16 protein-coding genes are annotated in these 18,454 nt (G+C 70.1%); 5 read left to right on the forward strand and 11 right to left on the reverse strand.

The genetic code is table 11. From position 1 onward, the window contains the following. Positions 1 to 755: 755 nt before the first annotated feature. Complete coding sequence (locus tag ABB07_RS09535; RefSeq protein WP_208898304.1) at positions 756 to 4,133, reverse strand: hypothetical protein; 3,378 nt, start codon at positions 4,131 to 4,133, stop codon at positions 756 to 758. A 235-nt stretch (positions 4,134 to 4,368) separates the two neighbouring features. Between ABB07_RS09535 and ABB07_RS41505 the strand changes: the two genes are divergently transcribed. Then, positions 4,369 to 4,665 carry an inorganic diphosphatase gene (locus ABB07_RS41505; protein ID WP_279617423.1) on the forward strand — a complete coding sequence of 99 codons (297 nt, stop codon included), beginning with the start codon at positions 4,369 to 4,371 and terminating at the stop codon, positions 4,663 to 4,665. 197 nt (positions 4,666 to 4,862) lie between these two features. On the opposite strand, the gene ABB07_RS09545 is transcribed toward ABB07_RS41505, so the two are convergent. Further along, the gene (locus tag ABB07_RS09545) at positions 4,863 to 6,191 is read right to left on the reverse strand and encodes a class I SAM-dependent RNA methyltransferase (protein WP_208898305.1); all 1,329 of its coding nucleotides are present in this window, start codon (positions 6,189 to 6,191) and stop codon (positions 4,863 to 4,865) included. Between the two features lie 108 nt (positions 6,192 to 6,299). Continuing rightward, entirely contained in the window at positions 6,300 to 8,351 is a 2,052-nt protein-coding gene (locus tag ABB07_RS09550) for an APC family permease (RefSeq protein ID WP_208898306.1), read from the reverse strand. Positions 8,352 to 8,524: 173 nt separating this feature from the next. On the opposite strand from ABB07_RS09550, the gene ABB07_RS41510 reads away from it, so the two are divergent. From ABB07_RS41510 to ABB07_RS09560, 3 genes are all read left to right on the forward strand, one after another. Then, entirely contained in the window at positions 8,525 to 8,653 is a 129-nt protein-coding gene (locus ABB07_RS41510) for a hypothetical protein (RefSeq protein WP_279617435.1), read from the forward strand. A gap of 173 nt (positions 8,654 to 8,826) precedes the next feature. Next, a complete protein-coding gene (locus ABB07_RS09555) occupies positions 8,827 to 9,498 on the forward strand; it encodes a potassium channel family protein (RefSeq protein WP_208898307.1) in 672 nt (223 codons plus the stop codon). After that, positions 9,498 to 10,175, forward strand: a complete 678-nt coding sequence (locus ABB07_RS09560) for a potassium channel family protein (RefSeq protein WP_208898308.1) — start codon at positions 9,498 to 9,500, stop codon at positions 10,173 to 10,175. Before ABB07_RS09555 ends, ABB07_RS09560 begins: the two co-directional genes overlap by 1 nt. 181 nt (positions 10,176 to 10,356) lie before the next feature. Here ABB07_RS09560 and ABB07_RS09565 read toward each other — a convergent pair whose 3' ends face one another. The 7 genes from ABB07_RS09565 to ABB07_RS09595 form a co-directional block, all read right to left on the reverse strand. Continuing rightward, a complete protein-coding gene (locus ABB07_RS09565) occupies positions 10,357 to 11,124 on the reverse strand; it encodes a DUF3159 domain-containing protein (RefSeq protein WP_208898309.1) in 768 nt (255 codons plus the stop codon). Between the two features lie 3 nt (positions 11,125 to 11,127). Continuing rightward, positions 11,128 to 11,526 (reverse strand): OB-fold nucleic acid binding domain-containing protein, encoded by a 399-nt coding sequence (locus tag ABB07_RS09570; protein WP_079048543.1) that lies wholly within the window; start codon positions 11,524 to 11,526, stop codon positions 11,128 to 11,130. Positions 11,527 to 11,586: 60 nt separating this feature from the next. Continuing rightward, positions 11,587 to 12,273: a response regulator gene (locus ABB07_RS09575; protein WP_208898310.1), complete on the reverse strand. Its 687-nt coding sequence runs from the start codon at positions 12,271 to 12,273 to the stop codon at positions 11,587 to 11,589. Next, the gene (locus ABB07_RS09580) at positions 12,270 to 14,828 is read right to left on the reverse strand and encodes a sensor histidine kinase (RefSeq protein WP_208898311.1); all 2,559 of its coding nucleotides are present in this window, start codon (positions 14,826 to 14,828) and stop codon (positions 12,270 to 12,272) included. Before ABB07_RS09580 ends, ABB07_RS09575 begins: the two co-directional genes overlap by 4 nt. 264 nt (positions 14,829 to 15,092) lie before the next feature. Beyond that, positions 15,093 to 15,857, reverse strand: coding sequence for a DUF3710 domain-containing protein (locus ABB07_RS09585; protein ID WP_208898312.1), 765 nt, complete (start codon positions 15,855 to 15,857; stop codon positions 15,093 to 15,095). Between the two features lies 1 nt (position 15,858). Then, complete coding sequence (gene dut / locus ABB07_RS09590; RefSeq protein WP_055704262.1) at positions 15,859 to 16,410, reverse strand: dUTP diphosphatase; 552 nt, start codon at positions 16,408 to 16,410, stop codon at positions 15,859 to 15,861. After that, a complete protein-coding gene (locus ABB07_RS09595) occupies positions 16,407 to 16,991 on the reverse strand; it encodes a PaaI family thioesterase (protein ID WP_208898313.1) in 585 nt (194 codons plus the stop codon). Before ABB07_RS09595 ends, dut begins: the two co-directional genes overlap by 4 nt. Before the next feature lie 58 nt (positions 16,992 to 17,049). On the opposite strand from ABB07_RS09595, the gene ABB07_RS09600 reads away from it, so the two are divergent. Next, the gene (locus ABB07_RS09600; protein WP_208898314.1) at positions 17,050 to 17,514 is read left to right on the forward strand and encodes a DUF3093 domain-containing protein; all 465 of its coding nucleotides are present in this window, start codon (positions 17,050 to 17,052) and stop codon (positions 17,512 to 17,514) included. Positions 17,515 to 17,531: 17 nt separating this feature from the next. Here the strand turns inward: ABB07_RS09600 and ABB07_RS09605 are convergent, their stop codons facing one another. Beyond that, positions 17,532 to 18,443, reverse strand: coding sequence for a hypothetical protein (locus tag ABB07_RS09605; RefSeq protein ID WP_208898315.1), 912 nt, complete (start codon positions 18,441 to 18,443; stop codon positions 17,532 to 17,534). Between the last annotated feature and the right edge of the window lie 11 nt (positions 18,444 to 18,454).

Below are 18,454 nucleotides of genomic sequence, written 5' to 3' on the forward strand. Positions count from 1 at the left end.
CCCGTGCCGGGTGACGCGGCCCTGCCCGGCCACAGCACGCGCTCTCCCGGGTGGCGTCGGTGCGCTGTCCCGGTGCTTGCGTACGGGCGGCGGCCTGCCCCCGGTCCTGCTGTCCTTCCTCCCGCCGCGTCTCCCGGGGCTCCCGGTGATCACGGCGGCACTGGCTGGCCAGCGTATGCCGCCGGGCGCGGGTTCGGGGAGGGTTCACTCGACACGGATCGTTCCGTGTGACTCGCAGGCTGAGGTGGCGGGCCGCGCGGTCCGCCAAGGGCAGGAGAGCGGCCCGTAGGCGCGCGGGAGAACCGAAGGAGAGCTCCGGCTGTGGTGACTACGGCTGATCGGCATCGCGTGGCGCCTGCACAAGCTGCATAGAGCCGAAAGAGTGGCCGCGGACCGTGGAAGTCCCGTGGGACTTTTCTGGGACTTCCGGCTGCATCAACGGGCACGGGCGTGAAACACCCGAAAGGCCATTTTCCCAAGTCAGCTCCCCGTGATGGGCAATCGCTGCAGGTCACAGCGCTGGCTGGTCTCTTCCGCTACATCTGACCGGGACCACAGAAACCGGCTCCAGCCTCGCCTTCCATAGCGGGCGGATGCATCAACGACCTTGTCAGCGGTCTCCAACGAGCGGGCGGCGCCGGGACGCTCAGGTTCACCAGCGAGAAGTAATGGAGCCGGACTCCGGGCAGGGTCGCGTTGCTCGAAGAAGTAACTCCGCGGGCTGGCACAGGTACCCGCGGTCTGACTACATGCCATCACTCGATCAATACGCCCGGCGAGGACCGAGAATCCAGCGCCGCGACGGCAGTGCGGACCGACCGACGGCAGTCCCCGCGCAGCATCTCGCGCACGGCGGCATGGCTCTCCCGGTGGGAGAGGTTATCAGCAAGTGCCCAGCGAACGCGCGGACTTGGATCGGCGGCCAGGCGAGCGCCAAGGTCTGCTGGCGATGGCCGTTCCGTGGTACACCACAGGCGGGCTGCCAGGGCGCGAACTCGTTCTGCAGAGTGTCCGGCCAACACGGCGGGCAGCAACACATGCTGCTTGGGGGACAGCTTGGCCAGCGCTTCCACCGTGAGGCGTTCGGCTGAGCCTTCCGCCTGGGCGAGAAGTGGAAGCGCGAGTTCAATGATCCGTTGAGCGTCGGCATCGGTGCTGGCTAGGTGGGCTGCCGTGGCCAGGCCGTGACAACGAAGAGTGGTCAGTCCCATGTTCAGCTGGAAGCGGTCATAGGAACTCGTACTGGCCAGATCGTCTTGAGCACTGCCGTCGAGTCGGCCCCGGGCTGCCTCCAGGGCTGCTTCGAATGGGCGTGCACGCTGTTCGGGGCCCAGGTAGGTGGCGAGGACCGCGAGAGCATCAAGAGCGTCTTGACGTTCATGGGCTGTGTGATCGTGGCTACGAACGCGGGCGGTCATGGCATTCGCGAAGGACTGCCACTCGGCCGACTGTAGAAGGTGGCCGATCAGAAGTGCCGCTTGTGCCGGCGTGGCGGTGAGATCTGGATCCGTGCTGCCGCTTCGGCCGAGGGCTCGGTCGAGGAACGCCCGTGCCAACGGCCGACCTGCGTCAGCCGGCGCTTCTGCCAAGATCAAGGCTTGCGCAGCGTCCGCGTTGCCGCTTGCCGCCATCGTGCAGCGCTCGCTGACCACTGACGGCTGGAGACGGAGCGCCGCTTCCCCTTGCGCCAGCACCGTGTTGGCCATGAAGGCATCAATCAGCAGGCCATGACAAATCCGGTCGACGGCCTCTACCTGGAGGAGGCCCGAGTGCCGCTGAGCGATACAAATGAGTGCTTGGGTGTACGCCTCATCGGTGGTGCGGTGGCGGCGTGTGCGGCTGTCCAGCGTTCGGAAGGTGACGTCGAGGAAGCGCTGGGCCTGCGCTGTGCTCGACGCGTCAGCCAACCTAGCGAAGGCGCCGAAGGCGGCCTGGCGCGGATTGCGGGTTCCAAAAGGAACGGGGTGTTCGTCCGCAATCTCCGTCAAAGCCGCGTCGGCCCAGGTGCGAGCGTCGTCGTCCGGGAGTAGGTCGGCGGCGGCTTGCACGGCGATGAACGTGCCGTGTCGTCTCCATCGCGGTTGGTCGGGCAGATCCTCAGGAACCTGGAGGGAGAGCGGTTCCTCGGGAAGGCGACCGCTGAGCGATTCGAGAGCTTTGTCAGCGCCAGCGGAAATGAAATGGCTGACGGCAGCAACAGGCTCCCCGTTGTCAAGATGAACACGACCGAGAATCTCGTGGGCCTCACGCTCCTCAAGCCACGCAGCCGAGACCGTCGCCTGCCGGAGGTACTGGGTGAGGGCCTGCAAGGTCTCAGCTGGATGGGCCTGGTTCGCCACCCGGCCCAAGGCACGCTCACGGGCGGAGAACGGCTGCGGCAGAGCACTGCCAGAGCCAGCAGCCCGTAGGGCAGTCGCGGTGGGATACGCCTCACCGATCTTGTCACCCTGCAGGCCATAGCGGATGCGGACAAGGTTGTGGGCCTCGGTCCACGCCGCAGCATCCTGGTGATTGCTGCACTGGACAGCGCGCTCAATGGCATCGTCGTACCGGTCGAGGGCTTTCTGCGCCTGCCCGTGAGTGGCCAAGAAACGACCATGGCGGGCCAGCAGTAGCGCGGTGATCGGCCGGGGGAAGTCGGCCCGGGCGGATTGGGCAAGGGTGGTCCACGCGGTTCCAGTGAGGTCCAGATCAGCCAGACATGCCCGCAGCCGCGCCTGCAACAGCGCATCGCTCTGAGTCGCAGTAGCGGCGAGGCTGGACAAAGCCTCCTCTCGCGGCCGCAACAGGTCCAGTCGGCCGGTTGCAGTGGCGTGCTCCGCAAACCAGGTAGTGGCCAGCACACAGTGCGGGTCACTGACACGGAGAGCGTCAATCGTGGCGCACACTTCATCAAGAGTGACCTGGTGAAAGTGCTCGTAGGCCGCGAGATCGCCGAGGGCGTTCGCCGCACGGATCAGTTCGTCAGGCGCCTCGATCTGATCAGTGGCCAGCCGCTGACTAACCGACACCGCACGCCACACCTCACCTGAAGGCAAAGCCGCGGCCAACACGGCCACGCCAGCGGCCACGCCGGCAGTGTGCTCCCCAGCTTTGTGGTGAGCCTTGGCCTGCTGCTGACGTACAGCCAACGCGAACGGAACCCAGGCCGAAGACTCAAGCGCATCCGCAACGCGCGCGAAACGGACAGCAGCGGCCGCGGGATCACGTTCCTCCAGGGCCTGAGCCTCCTTAAGGTCCTCGGCCAGCCCGAGATGCGCAATCGGCCCCCGCAGCAAGGCGTCAGGATCGACTTCCGCCAGCTGCTGATTACCGCCGAGCGAGAGGAAGCGCGGCTTGAGTCGAGCGGCCAGGTGCCGACGCAACATCGCTTCGGTGACCTGAGCAGCGGTCGGAGCCCAGTCACCCACAAGGTGCTCAATCCGGCTCATCACTTCTTCCGCCGCCCTCGTGGAGTCCTCAGCAGCTACATCGCGCAGCCGGTCGACCGCCTGGGTGCGATCCCGCTCGTCACCGCCCTCCAGGCGGATGTGCTGAACCCTCAGAGCGGACAGCAGACGCCAGGTCAGCTCTTTGGCGGACACGATGGTGGTGTCAAGGCCACGTGCCGTGGCCGCTGCGGTCACCACCTCGTCGAGCTGGCAGAGGCGGGCTCGTACCTTCTCGTTCGTGGGACCCGAGCGGGCAGCCTCGGCCCGAAACTGATCCGGCCCTCTTCCGGCGGCGATCTGGGCCAGGCTGGCCACCTCATGAGCGTGGACGTTGCGCTCGGCGACCGCGAGCACCAACCGGTAGCGGCCTTGCTGTACCTCTTGCCAATGTTCGGAAATCTCCCACAGGAAGCTGCCGATCAATGCCACTGTCGCCTCGCTCGATGGCACGATCTCAGGATCTCTGCGGACGCCGATACAGACGGAGAAGTCCTCGCCGCCAGGCGACGGCCTGGCGGTGATCAAGATGTCGTCGACTTTGCTGAACTGGCTCGCCTGCAGCTTGATCTCCACCGGTACGAGCACCGGGTCCCCGAGCTCGTCCAGCGAACCGCGCGTCAGCAAGGAAGAGAGAAGGACCGCGGCGTAGCGGTGTTCCAGTACCGTGCCCCCGCCGCCCGTCGAGTACGGCGAGACGCCCATCAATGCGCTCCTGCGTCGTTGACCAAGGCCACAATTCCAACCTATCCCGCGCGTGAGAGCTGAAGGCTGTCCCGACTGCCCATTCAGCTATAACGCGGTGCATCCATCGGGCCGGACCGCAGGAGGGCCGCGCAAGACCCCCCGCCTGCCGGTCGACATCGATCGCCGTCCCGCTCGAGCACCATCCAATCTCGTGACCCTGGAGATTCCACAGGGATCCGGCACAAAGTAGGAGATAGACCATGAGGCGGGGTGGATCCGCCTGGACCGACTGCTGTTCACCGCCACCCGCCCTCCGGCTGACTACGGCTACGTCAACCACGTTGTCGGCCTCCTCGGCGAACGGCTCGACGCCCTCGTCATCACCGGCGAGCAAACCACCCCGGCTGCGTCATCCAAGGCCCGCGTAATCACAGCCTGCGGTGATGAACCCGGACCGCCTCGCCAAGTTCGCAGTTCTACGCGCCATGAGCCTGGCTTCCATCCGGCGGACCAAGATCCGGACTGCTGGGCGCTCCACAGATGTGGCTGAGCAAGACCGCTTGGCACGACAAAATTCCCGCTAACCTGCCACAGCCGCGTAGCCAGCAGACCGCCTGACCACCGACGCAAAACGCCTGACGACCCATCAGGATGAGCGTCAAATGAGCGTCACGAGCGTCATTTCAGCGTCAAGATATCGCCCGTAACGCCCACACCGCACATAATGCGCACACACAAAACCGCAGGTCAGGAGCCCTTCGCGGCGGGTTCTAGGATCGCGACACACTCAACGTGGTGGGTCATCGGAAACAGATCGAACGCCCGAAGCGTCCGTACCCGGTACCCGCCCTCGCGGAAGTACGCCAGGTCGCGGGAGAGGGCGGCGGGGTCGCAGGCGACGTAGGCGATGCGGCGGGCGTCGAGGGAGCAGAGGTGGGCGACCGTGCTGCGGCCGGCGCCGGCGCGGGGCGGGTCCAGGACGATCAGGTCGACCTCGGTGATGCCGGTGCGCGGCAGGACGGACTCGACCTTGCCCTGCTCGATGCGGACGCGCGGGAAGCCGGCGAGGTTGTGGCGCGCGTCCTCCACCGCACGCTTGCCGGACTCGATGCCGAGCACCGCGCCCTTCTCGCCGAGCCGGTCGGCCAGCGCGCCCGCGAACAGGCCCACTCCGCAGTACAGGTCCAGGGCCATCTCGCCCTTGCGCGGGAGCAGGCCCTGCATGACCGCCGTCACCAGGGTGTCCGCCGCCTTCGGGTGGACCTGCCAGAAGCCGCCGCCCGCGACCCGGTGGGTACGGCCGTCCGCGCGTTCGCGGACGAAGGGGCGGCCGTGGACCCGGTGGACGCCGCCGGACTTCTCGTCGACCCTGAGGACCGACACCGGCTTGTCCAGTTCGACCAGCGGCAGCCGGGCGCCCGGGCGCGGAGTGAGGATCACCTGGCGGTCCTGCGAGCCGGTCGCCGCGATGGCCTCGACCGACTCCATGCCGGTCCAGTCCCGCCGCTCGATGCCCAGCTCGCTGACGCCCTCCGCCGCGATCATGCAGTGGTCGATGCGCTCGACCTCGTGCGAGCGGTGGCGGCGCAGGCCCGCGTGGCCCTCGGCGTCGACGGCGTACTGGACGCGGGTACGCCACTGCGGGACCTCGCCGGCCGGCAGCTTGTCGCCCTCGGCCGGCATCACCGTGCCGTCCCAGCCGGCCTCCTCGGGCGTGAGGCCCGCGAGTCGCTTGAGCTGTTCGGCGATCACCTCGCCCTTGAGCCGGCGCTGGGCGCCCGGCTTGGCGTGCTGCCAGTCGCAACCGCCGCAGCGGCCGGGGCCCGCGAAGGGGCAGGGGGCCGCTATGCGGTCCTTGGACGCCTCCAGGATCCGTACGGCGTCCGCGCGCAGGAAGCGGGCCCCCTCCTCGCCCTCGGTCACCTTCGCCACCACGTGCTCGCCCGGCAGCGCGTGCCGGACGAACAGCACCTGGCCCTCCGCCGTGCGGGCGATGCAGTGGCCGCCGTGGGCGACGGGGCCGATCTCGACCTCGTACTCCTCCCCGACCAGCGACTTCTTCTCTTCTGCCTGCATGGCGGGGTGACTCCAGATCGGGAACGGGAAACGGCCGGACAACAGCCCACCAGTCTACGTGGCTGTCGTCCGGCCGCTCACCACAGGCCGGGCCCGGGCCCAGCGGGCTCAGTCCTTGGTCGCCGACGGCTCCTTGGGCCGTACCGCCGCCGGACCGCGGCGCACCGCACCCGGCGCGCTCCACTCCTGCCGCTTGCGGGCGCGCTGCTTGGCCACTTCGGAGGAGGCCAGCTGGTAGGGCACCGAGGTGACCATGACGCCCGGCGTGAACAGCAGGCGGCCCTTCAGACGCAGGGCACTCTGGTTGTGCAGCAGATGCTCGTACCAGTGGCCCACCACGTACTCGGGGATGATCACGGAGACCGCGTCGCGCGGCGACTCCTTGCGCAGGCCCTTGACGTACTCGATCACCGGGCGGGTGATCTCGCGGTACGGCGAGTCCAGGACCTTCAGCGGTACGTCGATGCCGCGCCGCTCCCACTCCTCGCGCAGCGCCTTGGTCTCGGCCGGGTCGACGTTGACCGTCAGCGCCTCCAGGGTGTCCGAGCGCATCAGCCTGGCGTACGCCAGGGCGCGCAGGGTGGGGCGGTGGATCTTGGAGATGAGGACGACCGAGTGCACCCGGGACGGGCGGACCATGTCGTCGTCCGGCTCCTCGGGGGCCGAGAGCTCCTCGGCGACGCCGTCGTAGTGCTTCCGGATCGCCGTCATGGTCGCGTAGAAGAGGCACATGCCGAGCAGCGCCACCCAGGCGCCGTGGGTGAACTTCGTGACCAGGACGACGACCAGCACCAGGCCCGTGAAGAAGGCACCGAAGGCGTTGATGGCGCGCGAGCGCACCATGCGGCGGCGCACCGCCGGGTCCTGCTCGACCGCCAGGTGCCGGTTCCAGTGCCGGACCATGCCGGTCTGGCTGAGCGTGAAGGACACGAACACGCCGACGATGTACAGCTGGATCAGCCGCGTGGAGTCGGCGCCGTAGATGAACGTCAGCAGGGTCGCGGCGCCCGCCAGCAGCACGATGCCGTTGGAGAAGGCGAGGCGGTCGCCGCGGGTGTGCAGCTGGCGCGGGAGGTAGCGGTCCTGGGCGAGGATCGAGCCGAGCAGCGGGAAGCCGTTGTACGCCGTGTTCGCCGCCAGGAACAGGACCAGCGCGGTGGCGGCCGCGAGCAGCACGAACAGGAAGCTGCCCTTGCCGAACACCGCCTCGGCGACCTGCGAGATCACCGGGTTCTGGACATAGCCGGAGCCCAGCGGACGGCCGCCCCGGAGCAGGTCGGTGGCCGGGTTCTCGGCCATGCGGACGTTGGTCGACATGGCCAGGGCGATGATGCCGCAGAACATGGTGACGGCCAGCAGGCCCATCATCGCGAGGGTGGTCGCCGCGTTCTTCGACTTGGGCTTGCGGAAGGCCGGGACGCCGTTGGAGATCGCCTCGACACCGGTCAGCGCGGCACAGCCGGAGGAGAAGGCGCGCAGCAGCAGGAAGACCAGCGCGAAGCCCGCGAGGCCCTGGTGCTCGGCCTTGATGTGGAAGTCCGCGGTCGGCGCGCGCATGGTGTCGCCGAGGACCAGGCCGCGTACGGCGCCCCACACGATCATGATGAACACGCCGCCGACGAACACGTACGTCGGGATCGCGAAGAGCTTGCCGGACTCCTTCACGCCGCGCAGGTTCATCAGCGTCAGCAGCACGATCACGGCGACCGCGCACAGCACCTTGTGCTGGACCACGAAGGGGACCGCGGAGCCGAGGTTCTCGATGCCGGAGGCGATGGAGACGGCGACGGTGAGGACGTAGTCCACGAGCAGGGCACTGGCCACGGTCAGGCCCGCCCGGGAGCCCAGGTTCGTGGTGGCGACCTCGTAGTCACCGCCGCCGCTCGGGTACGCGTGCACGTTCTGCCGGTAGGAGGCGACCACGGTGAACATCAGCACCACGACCGCGACGGCGATCCACGGGCTGAAGTGGTACGCCGACACACCCGCGATGGACAGGACCAGGAGAACCTCCCCCGGCGCGTAGGCGACGGAGGACAGCGGGTCGGAGGCGAAGACGGGGAGTGCGATGCGCTTCGGCAGGAGCGTTTCGCCCAGCCGGTCACTGCGCAGTGCGCGCCCGATCAGGATCCGTTTGGGCACGTCGGTCAGTTTGGACACGAGAGAGGATCGTAGGCCTTCGAACAGGCAGCCGCCCACCCGGTGTGCGCGATCTGCCTCACGATCTGCCTCACGAGTGAAATCAGAGGCGCACGGAACTGCGGATTCCATGGTCCGCGCGCTCCCCGTGCCTAGATGGCAGACCCCGCACGTCATCGCACCTCGGAGGTCCCATGCCCGCGACCGCGGAGCTGATCGGGGCGACCCTCGCCCTGCTCGGCCTCGGAATCCTGACGCTGTGCAGCGTGCGCAGCATCACTCGCAGGACCCCGCCCCCGATGATCGCGGACCCTGATCGCTGACGCGGCTCGCGGACGCCGCTCGCGCACGTGATCGCGGACCGTGGTCACGGGGAACCCGTACAGGGGGGTGCCAACGCCCCGGCGCCCGTGTGTAGCTTTGGGCCTCGGTCTGAGAACCTGTTAAGGCCAGGTCAATAACCTCAGAGGAACTTCTTGACTTCGGAAGGACGGTCGTGCACATCGTCATCATGGGCTGCGGGAGAGTGGGATCCGCTCTCGCCCAGACCCTGGAGCAACAGGGCCATACGGTCGCCGTGATCGACCAGGACCCGACCGCCTTCCGTCGGCTGGGCCCGGGCTTCGGGGGCCGCCGGGTCACCGGTGTCGGCTTCGACCAGGACACCCTGCGCGAGGCGGGCATCGAGGAGGCCGGCGCCTTCGCCGCCGTCTCCAGCGGTGACAACTCCAACATCATCTCCGCGCGCGTGGCCCGCGAGATGTTCGGCGTGGAGAACGTGGCCGCCCGTATCTACGACCCGCGTCGCGCCGAGGTCTACCAGCGCCTCGGCATCCCCACCGTGGCGACGGTCCGCTGGACCGCCGACCAGATGCTGCGCCGGCTGCTGCCCTCCGGCGCCGAGCCGCTGTGGCGCGACCCCACCGGCGGGGTGCAGCTCGCCGAGGTGCACGCCTCCCCGCAGTGGGTCGGGCACAAGATCAGCAAGCTGCAGGAGGAGACGGGCGTCCGCGTGGCGTTCCTGACCCGCCTCGGCGAAGCGATCCTGCCGACCTCGCAGACGGTGCTGCAGGAGGGCGACCTCGTGCATGTGATGATGCGGTCGGACGACGTCGACAAGGTCGAGGCGGCGTTCGCCCAGGGCCCGGAAGAGGAGAGCGGTCACTGATGAGGGTCGCCATTGCCGGAGCCGGCGCCGTCGGCCGCTCGATCGCGGGCGAGCTGCTGGAGAACGGCCACGAGGTCCTGCTCATCGACAAGGCCCCGACCGCCATCTCGGTGGAGCGGGTGCCCCAGGCGGAGTGGCTGCTGGCCGACGCCTGTGAGATCACGTCTCTGGACGAGGCGGCGCTGCAGCGCTGCAACGTCGTGATCGCCGCGACCGGCGACGACAAGGTCAACCTGGTCGTCTCGCTGCTCGCCAAGACGGAGTACGGCGTCCCGCGCGTCGTCGCCCGTGTCAACAACCCGAAGAACGAGTGGCTGTTCAACGAGGCCTGGGGCGTGGACGTGGCCGTCTCCACCCCGCGCCTGATGTCCGCCCTGGTCGAGGAGGCGGTGAGCGTCGGCGACCTGGTGCGCCTGCTCCGCTTCAGCCACGGCGACGCCAACCTGGTGGAGCTGACCCTGCCCGAGGAGTCGGCGCTGGCCGGCACCCAGGTGGGCGACGTCCAGTGGCCCGAGGACACCTCGCTGGTCACCATCATCCGGGGCACCCGCGTCCTGACCCCGTCCAAGGAGGACTCCCTGGAGCCGGGCGACGAACTCCTCTTCGTGGCCGCCCAGGCCCGCGAGGAGCAGCTGGAGGAGCTGCTGTCGGTCCGGCGCGAGGACACCTCCGGCTAGCCGGTACGCCGCCGCACCGAGGGCCCGGGGATCACCCGATCCGCCGGGCCCTCCTGCGCGCGTCCACTCCGGCTCATGCGTGCGGCACCGGAGCCCCGCGCACCTCCCCGTCGCCCGCATGCGAACGGCCCGGGACCTCGACGTGTCCCGGGCCGCTGCGAAGCCACGGCGCCGTGACCGGCTAGGCCTCCCGGCGGTGCCGGCCGCCGGTCGGGTCGCCGCCCTCGGTGGCCAGCGCCGCCTTGCGCTCCTTCTCGGCCTGTTCCTCGGCCTCCATCTCGGCGAAGACGTCGATGGGGGCGGGCGCCTTCGCGAGGAAGATCCAGGTGAGCCAGACCGCCAGCAGGAACGGCGGGATCTTCAGCGTGACCAGGACCCAGCCGAGCTTGGTGGTGTCGGACCACCAGTACAGCGGGAAGAGGATCGCGCACTTGGCGAGCAGGATCAGACCCCAGGCCCAACTCGCCTTCGCATAGGCCTTCTTGCGGCCGGGGTTGCGGGTGCGCCAGGAGAGGTTCTCCTTGAAGACCGGACCGAGGATGAGCCCCATCAGGGGCACCCCGGCCAGGGTCGTGACGATGTACGCCAGCGCCAGGCCCAGCGTGTAGAGCATGCCCGGGAGGTAGAAGTTCTTGGCGTTGCCGGTGAACATCGCGAACGCGACGCCGAAGGCCACGCCGAAGACGCCGCTGAAGGCGTGCTTGACCGTGTCCTTCATGGCGAGCCGGACCACGACCAGCACGAGGGAGACCGCCAGCGCGGCGATCGCCGACAGGTGCAGGTTCTTGTTCACCGTGAAGATCGCGACGAAGAGCAGGCCCGGCACGACCGTCTCGACCATGCCGCGGACGCCGCCGAACGCCTCGAACAGCGCGGCCTCGGTCACCGCCCGGGCATCGTCGGGCTGAGCCTCTCCGGCGTCTTCGGTCGGCTTGTCGAGGGACGTCACCGGCTACTCCCGTCCGAGGGGTCGCAGTTCGTATTTCGGGTTGAAGAGCACCCGGCGGCCTCGGCTCATCGAGATCCGGCCCGATGCGATCAGCTTGCGCCCCGGTTCTATGCCCACGATGGAACGCCTGCCGAGCCACACCACGTCCAGCGCGGCGGAGCCGTCGAAGAGCTCGGCCTCCAGGGCGGGGACCCCGGCGCGCGGTCGCAAGGTGACCGTGCGCAAGGTACCAGTTACGGTGACGATCTGCCGGTCGTGGCAGTCGCCGATCCTGGTACAGCCCGCTGTCTCGGCGTCCTCACGCAGTTCCTCGGACTCCAGGTCCTCCTGCGACGAGGAAAGCCGGTCGAGCATGCGCCGGAACCGGCCGGCCGGCTTTTCGGAACGAGGAACAGCACTCATACCTGAAGCGTACCGGGGCCCACCGACAGCGCCGTAGCCAAGCTCACTTCACTCCCCGGCTCACTTCTCGAAGCGATACCCCATTCCCGGTTCGGTGATGAAGTGCTTCGGGTGGGAGGGGTCCGTCTCCAGCTTGCGGCGCAGCTGGGCCATGTACACGCGCAGGTAGTTGGTCTCGGTGCCGTACGACGGTCCCCACACCTCCTGCAGCAGCTGCTTCTGGCTGACCAGGCGGCCTGTGTTGCGGACCAGCACCTCCAGCAGGTGCCACTCGGTCGGGGTGAGGCGGACGTCCTTGCCGGCGCGGTTGACCTTCTTGGCGGCCAGGTCGACGGTGAAGCCCTCGGTCTCGACCGTGGTCAGGTCGTCCTCGCCGGGCCCGACCGGCTCGGCCCGGCGTACGGCGGCCCGCAGCCGGGCCAGCAGCTCGTCCATGCCGAAGGGCTTGGTGACGTAGTCGTCGGCGCCCGCGTCCAGCGCCTCGACCTTCTCGTCCGAGGAGTGCCGGGCGGACAGGACCAGGATGGGCACCCGGGTCCAGCCGCGCAGGCCCCGGATCACCTCGACGCCGTCCATGTCGGGCAGCCCCAGGTCGAGCACGACCACGTCGGGGTGCCGGGAGGCGGCGAGATCGAGAGCGGTACGGCCGTCGGGCGCCGCGTCGACCTCGTACTTGCGTGCCTTGAGGTTGATCACGAGGGCGCGCACGATCTGCGGCTCGTCGTCGACCACGAGCACCCGGGTCATAGAGTCGTCTGCCTTTCTGGTTCTGCGAGGTCCCGGCCCGCTTCGGGGGACTCGGGACGCGATCCGGCCGCGCGGAGGCTGAGCACCATGGTGAGTCCGCCGCCCGGCGTGTCCTCGGCGTTGAGGGTGCCGCCCATGGCCTCGGCGAAGCCCCGGGCGACGGCGAGGCCGAGCCCGACCCCGGCGCCGCGCGGGGCGTCGCCGTACCGCTGGAAGGGTTCGAAGATGCGGTCCTTGGCCTCGTCCGGCACGCCCGGCCCGCGGTCCACCACCCGCACCTCGACCCGGTCGGCTATGGCGCTCGCGGAGACCAGCACGGGGCGCCCGCGCGGGCTGTACTTGACGGCGTTCTCCACCAGGTTGGCCACCGACCGCTCCAGCAGCCCGGGGTCGACCTCGACCATGGGCAGCGACTCCGGCACGTCCAGCTCGACGCTGTCCTCCGGTACGCCGCCCAGCGCCATGGGTACGACCTCGTCCACGTCGATCTCGCGGATCAGCGGCGTGACCGTACCGGTCTGCAGCCGGGACATGTCGAGGAGGTTGCCGACGAGGTGGTCGAGCCGGTCGGCGCCCTCCTCGATGCCCTGCAGCAGCTCCGCCCGGTCCTCCTCGGACCAGTCCACGTCGTCGGAGCGCAGGCTCGACACCGCCGCCTTGATGCCCGCCAGGGGCGTACGCAGGTCGTGGCTGACGGCGGCGAGCAGCGCGGTGCGGATCCGGTTGCCCTCGGCGAGCGCGCGGGCCTGGTCGGCCTCCTCCTGCAGGCGCCGGCGGTCCAGGGCGACGGCGGCCTGCGCGGCGAAGGCGGCGAGCACCCGGCGGTCCTCGGCGGGCAGCACCCGGCCGGTGAGCGCGAGCGCCATGTGGTCGCCCACCGGCATGTCGACGTCGGCGTCCTCGGGCCGCTGAAGCGGGCGCCCGAATCCGGCGCGCCCGGCGCAGGTCCACGGCTCGACGTCGCTCGCCCGCTCCAGCAGCGCGGCCGACTCCATCGCGAAGGTCTCCCGGACCCGCTCCAGCAGTTCCTCGAGGCTGGTCTCGCCGCGCAGCACGTTCCCGGCGAGGAAGGAGAGTATCTCCGACTCGGCGCGCAGCCGGGCGGCCTGATGGGTGCGCCGGGCGGCGGCGTCCACCACCGAGGCGACCGACATGCCCACCCCGAAGAAGATCGCGATGGCGACGATGTTCTTGGGGTCGGCGATGGTCAGCCGGTGCAGGGGCGGGGTGTAGAAGTAGTTCAGCAGCAGCGAGCCGAAGGCCGCCGAAGCAAGCGCGGGCAGCAGGCCGCCGAGCAGCGCCGCCGCGACGGTGACGGCGAGGAACAGCAGCATGTCGTTGGCGAGGCCGAGACCGGCGGTGTCCAGCAGCACCGCGAGGACCGCGGGGCCCACCAGGCCCACCGCCCAGCCCCAGATGATCCGGGCCCGCCCGAGCCGTCCGCCGCGGGCCACGGGCAGTCCGCGGCCCTTGGCGACCTCCTCGTGGGTGACGATGTGGACGTCGAGGTCGGGCCCGGAGTCCCGGGCCACCGTCGCGCCGACGCCCGGCCCGAAGACGTACTGCCAGGCCTTGCGGCGCGAGGAGCCCAGCACGATCTGGGTGGCGTTCACGCCCCGCGCGAAGTCCAGCAGGGCGGCCGGTATGTCGTCGCCGACCACGTGGTGGAACGTGCCGCCCAGGTCCTCCACGAGCGTGCGCTGGACGGCCAGCTCCTTCGGGGAGGCCGAGGTCAGCCCGTCGCTGCGCGCTATGTACACGGCCAGCACCTCGCCGCCGGCGCCCTTCTCCGCGAGCCGCGCGGCCCGCCGGATCAGGGTGCGCCCCTCGGGGCCGCCGGTCAGCCCGACCACGATCCGCTCCCGCGAGCCCCAGATCCTGGAGACCCGGTGCTCGCTGCGGTAGGCGTTGAGGTACTCGTCGACCCGGTCGGCCACCCACAGCAGCGCCAGTTCCCGCAGGGCGGTGAGGTTCCCGGGGCGGAAGTAGTTGGACAGGGCCGCGTCGACCTTGTCCGGCTGGTAGATGTTGCCGTGCGCCATACGGCGGCGCAGCGCCTCGGGGGACATGTCGACCAGCTCGATCTGGTCGGCCCGCCGCACCACCTCGTCCGGGACGGTCTCCCGCTGCCGCACACCCGTGATCGACTCGACCACGTCGCCGAGTGACTCCAGGTGCTGGATATTGACGGTCGAGACGACGTCGATGCCCGCGGCGAGCAGCTCCTGAACGTCCTGCCAGCGCTTGGCGTTGCGCGAGCCGGGGATGTTGGTGTGGGCGAGCTCGTCCACCAGGGCGACGGCCGGCGCCCGGCGCAGCACGGCGTCGACGTCCATCTCGCCGAAGGTGGCACCCCGGTACTCCAGCCGCTTGCGCGGCACCTGCTCCAGGCCGCGCAGCATCACCTCGGTGCGCGGCCGGTCGTAGTGCTCGACGAAGCCCACGACACAGTCGGTGCCCCGCTCCACGCGGCGGTGCGCCTCGGAGAGCATGGCGTAGGTCTTGCCCACGCCCGGTGCCGCGCCGAGGTAGATCCGAAGCTTGCCGCGTGCCATGGCTCCATTCTCTTCCCGTGACTGCCGCCTACGCAGCGTCGACCTTACGGCCAACAATCACGACAAAAGACCCGGGGAGCCGGACGACGGCCATCTTTGACACAACCCTGATGGCGCCCCGTAAGGGGCGCGGGGAACTGCGCGAGCAACCACAACAGACCCGCACCCGGCAACGGAGAACTCCCCCACGGCGCGACCCCGCACAAACGGGCCGCACCCCTCAAAGGCACGGCCCGTGCAACCCTGCTGAACCCAGCGGAGCGCCTAGCGGACCTCGGTGATCTCCGGCCCCCGCTGCAGCTGCCCCATCCCGCCGGAGAAGCGGGAGGACTCCTCCTGCTGGATCCCCTCCGGGACCATCTGCGCGTCGTTCGGCAGCTTCAGGACGATCGGGTCGCGAGGCGCCATCGGGCCCTCGCCGCGCACCACGACCGTGTCGCGGAAGATCTGCTCCAGCAGCCCGGCGGCCTGCGGCTGCACCGCGCCCTGCCCGGAGATCACACCGCGCAGGAACCACCGCGGGCCGTCCACGCCCACGAACCGCACCACCTGGAAACCACCCGTGCCGTCCGGCAGCTGCACCGGCACCTGGGCGCGCAGTTCCCACCCGAGCGGGCCCTCGACCTCGTCCACGATGCCACCCTGCTGGGTGATGCCGGACGCGATCTCCTCGCGGACCTCGCCCCAGATGCCCTCGCGCTTGGGCGCGGCGAAGGCCTGGAGCTGGATGGCGCTGTCGCGCAGCACGACGGTGGCGGCCACGATCGCGTCACCGGCGACCTCGACCCTGAGCTCCATGCCGTCGACGCCCGGTACGAACAGTCCGCCGAGGTCGACACGGCCCTCGGCCGGGTCCCGCACCTCGCCGCTGTCCCAGGGCCCGTCGGGCCGGGGCCCGGGCTCCAGCCGGACGCGCTCGCGCTCGGCCTCCTCTTCCTCGTCCGCCTCGGTGTCGACGCTGTCGACGACCTGCTCGGCCTCGCCGGCCGCGTCCTCGGCGGCACCCTTCTTCTTGCGACGTCCGAACACGTCACTGTCCTTCCCGGTCGGATACGACCGAAGCGTATCGATTCCCACCCGTCGGACCGCCCTCGGCGGCCTGACCGCTTGTGCCGCTCTCGTCGCCCACCGCGGCATGGCCGCCGGTGGACCCGAAGCCCCCTTCGGCCCGCGTCGAATCGGGAAGCTCCGCGACCTCCTGGAAGCGGACCCTCTCGACCTGCTGGACGACCAGTTGGGCAATCCGGTCGAAGCGCTCGAACCGCACGGACTCGCGCGGGTCGAGATTCACCACGATCACCTTGATCTCCCCACGGTACCCGGCATCAACCGTCCCCGGGGCATTCACGAGGGCGACACCGCAGCGAGCGGCGAGACCGGAGCGTGGGTGCACGAAGGCCGCGTACCCCTCGGGCAGGGCGATCGACACACCCGTGGGGAGCACCGCGCGCTCCCCGGGCGCCAGTTCGCACGGCTCGGTGGTGCGCAGATCGGCTCCGGCGTCCCCCGGATGCTCGTACGCCGGAAGCGGTACGTCGGGGTCGACACGCCGGAGCAGCACGTTCAGGTGGCCGCGGCTCACGGGTTCACCTCGAAGGCGCGGGCGCGCCGGATCTGGTCCGGGTCGCTCATCGCGGCCTGGATCTCCTCCTTGCGGCCGTGGTCGATGAAGTGGTCGACCTTGACCTCGATGAAGAGGGCGTCGGCGCGTACCGCGAGGGGGCCGTCGGGGCCGCCGATGCGTCCGGTGGCGGTGGAGTAGATCTTCCGGCCGGCGACGGCGGTGACCTCGGCCTCCAGGTACAGCGTGGTGCCGACGGGTACGGGCCGCACGAAGTCGGTCTCCAGCCGGCCGGTGACGGCGATGGTCCGCAGCAGCCAGTTCAGCGAGCCGAGGGTCTCGTCGAGGGCCGTGGCCAGCACTCCGCCGTGCGCGAGGCCGGGGGCGCCCTGGTGGGCGGGCTGGACGGTGAACTCGGCGGTCAGCGAGACGCCCTCGCCGGCCCGGGCCTCCAGGTGCAGTCCGTGCGGCTGCCCGGGACCACAGCCGAAACAGTGTCCGTAGTGGGCGCCGAGGAGTTCTCCGGGCGCGGGCGCGTCGGGGTGCCGTACCGGTTTCACCGCGTCGGCGGGAGGCTGAAGGCTTACGGAACTACCACTCACAGGCGCAGACCTTACCCGCGCGTCGGCATCGTCTCGATCCCGTGCCAAGCTTGGCCTCATGCAGCTCTCCGCCACCCCCTACGAAGAACGCCTCACCGCCCCCCGCTCGTGGTGGCTGATCAGCTTCCTGGTGGGCGTCTCCTTCGCCCTGATCCTGCTTCCGTTCGGCACCCTGCCGCTGCTCGGCGGACTGGTCGGCGGTACGGCGGCGGCGGCGGTGGTCGCCAGCGCGTACGGCTCCCCGCGCATCCGGGTCGTGGGCGACGCGCTGATCGCGGGCGAGGCGAAGATCCCGGTGTCGGCGCTGGGCGAGTCGGAGGTGCTGGACGCGGAGGAGGCCCGCGCCTGGCGGACGTACAAGGCGGACACCCGCGCCTTCCTGCTGCTGCGCGCCTACATCCCCACGGCGCTGCGGGTGGAGGTCACCGACCCCGAGGACCCGACGCCGTACCTGTACCTGTCGACGCGGGAGCCGGAGCGGCTGGCGGCGGCGATCGAGGACGCCCGCAAGGCGAACGCCTAGAGCCGCTCGGGACGCGTCTAGAGCTCTTCGGGAAGGTCGCGCAGGTTCAGGGGCTCCGCGGGTTCCTCCAGCGGCGGGAGCTCCTTCAGCTCCTCCCAGGGCACCTGGATCCTGCGCAGGTCGGCCCGGACACGCGCGGCGAGTCTCCTGGTGTCCCGGCGGTTGATGACCGCCCCGACCGCGGCACCCACCATGAACGGCATGAGGTTGGGCAGGTCCCGGACCATGCGCTTCATGATCTGCTGGCGCAGCCGGCGCTTCATCTGGCCGCCGAGGGCGGTGTCGTACGTCGACGGTTTCATCACGTCGATGCCGCGCTCCCCCGACCAGGAGGACAGATACGCGGTGCTGCGGGTCCTGAGGTTCCCGGGCGGCCGTACGCCGTAGACCTCGTGCAGTTCGGCGAGGAGCTTCAGCTCGATCGCGGCGACCCCGGTGATCTCCGCGGCCAGTTCGGTGGGCATGGCGGGCGGCACCGGCAGCATCGCCGCCGCTCCGATCCCGGCCCCGACCGTCGAGGTGCCGGCCGCCGCGCCCGCCACCAGCTTGTCGGCGAGCTCTTCGGGTCCGAGGCCCGGGAACTGCCGGCGCAGGGTCGCGAGGTCGCGTACGGGGACACGCGGGGCGATCTCGATGATCCGGTCCGCGAGGTGCGCCAGGCCCGCGCGAGCGCGGCTGCCGCCTTTGCGGACGCCTTCCCGGGCCATGTCCCTGGCCTTGTCACGCACCACCGCGACCCGCCGCGCGACCGGCGCGGGCTGCCGCGCCGGAGCCGGGTGGTCGCCCCGGTCGGTCCCCGGTTCGAACGGGGCCACCGCTCCCGGTGTGCCCCGTTCGTCGTCACGCGCGCCGTGCGGGCCGTCGGACGGCCCTTCGTCCGCTTTCCCCTGGGAGAAGCGGCGCTTCCGTGGAGGGGTCGAGCCAGCCACGGCCGACCCGA

It is taken from the genome of Streptomyces incarnatus, assembly GCF_001027185.1.
Lineage (GTDB): Bacteria > Actinomycetota > Actinomycetes > Streptomycetales > Streptomycetaceae > Streptomyces > Streptomyces puniciscabiei.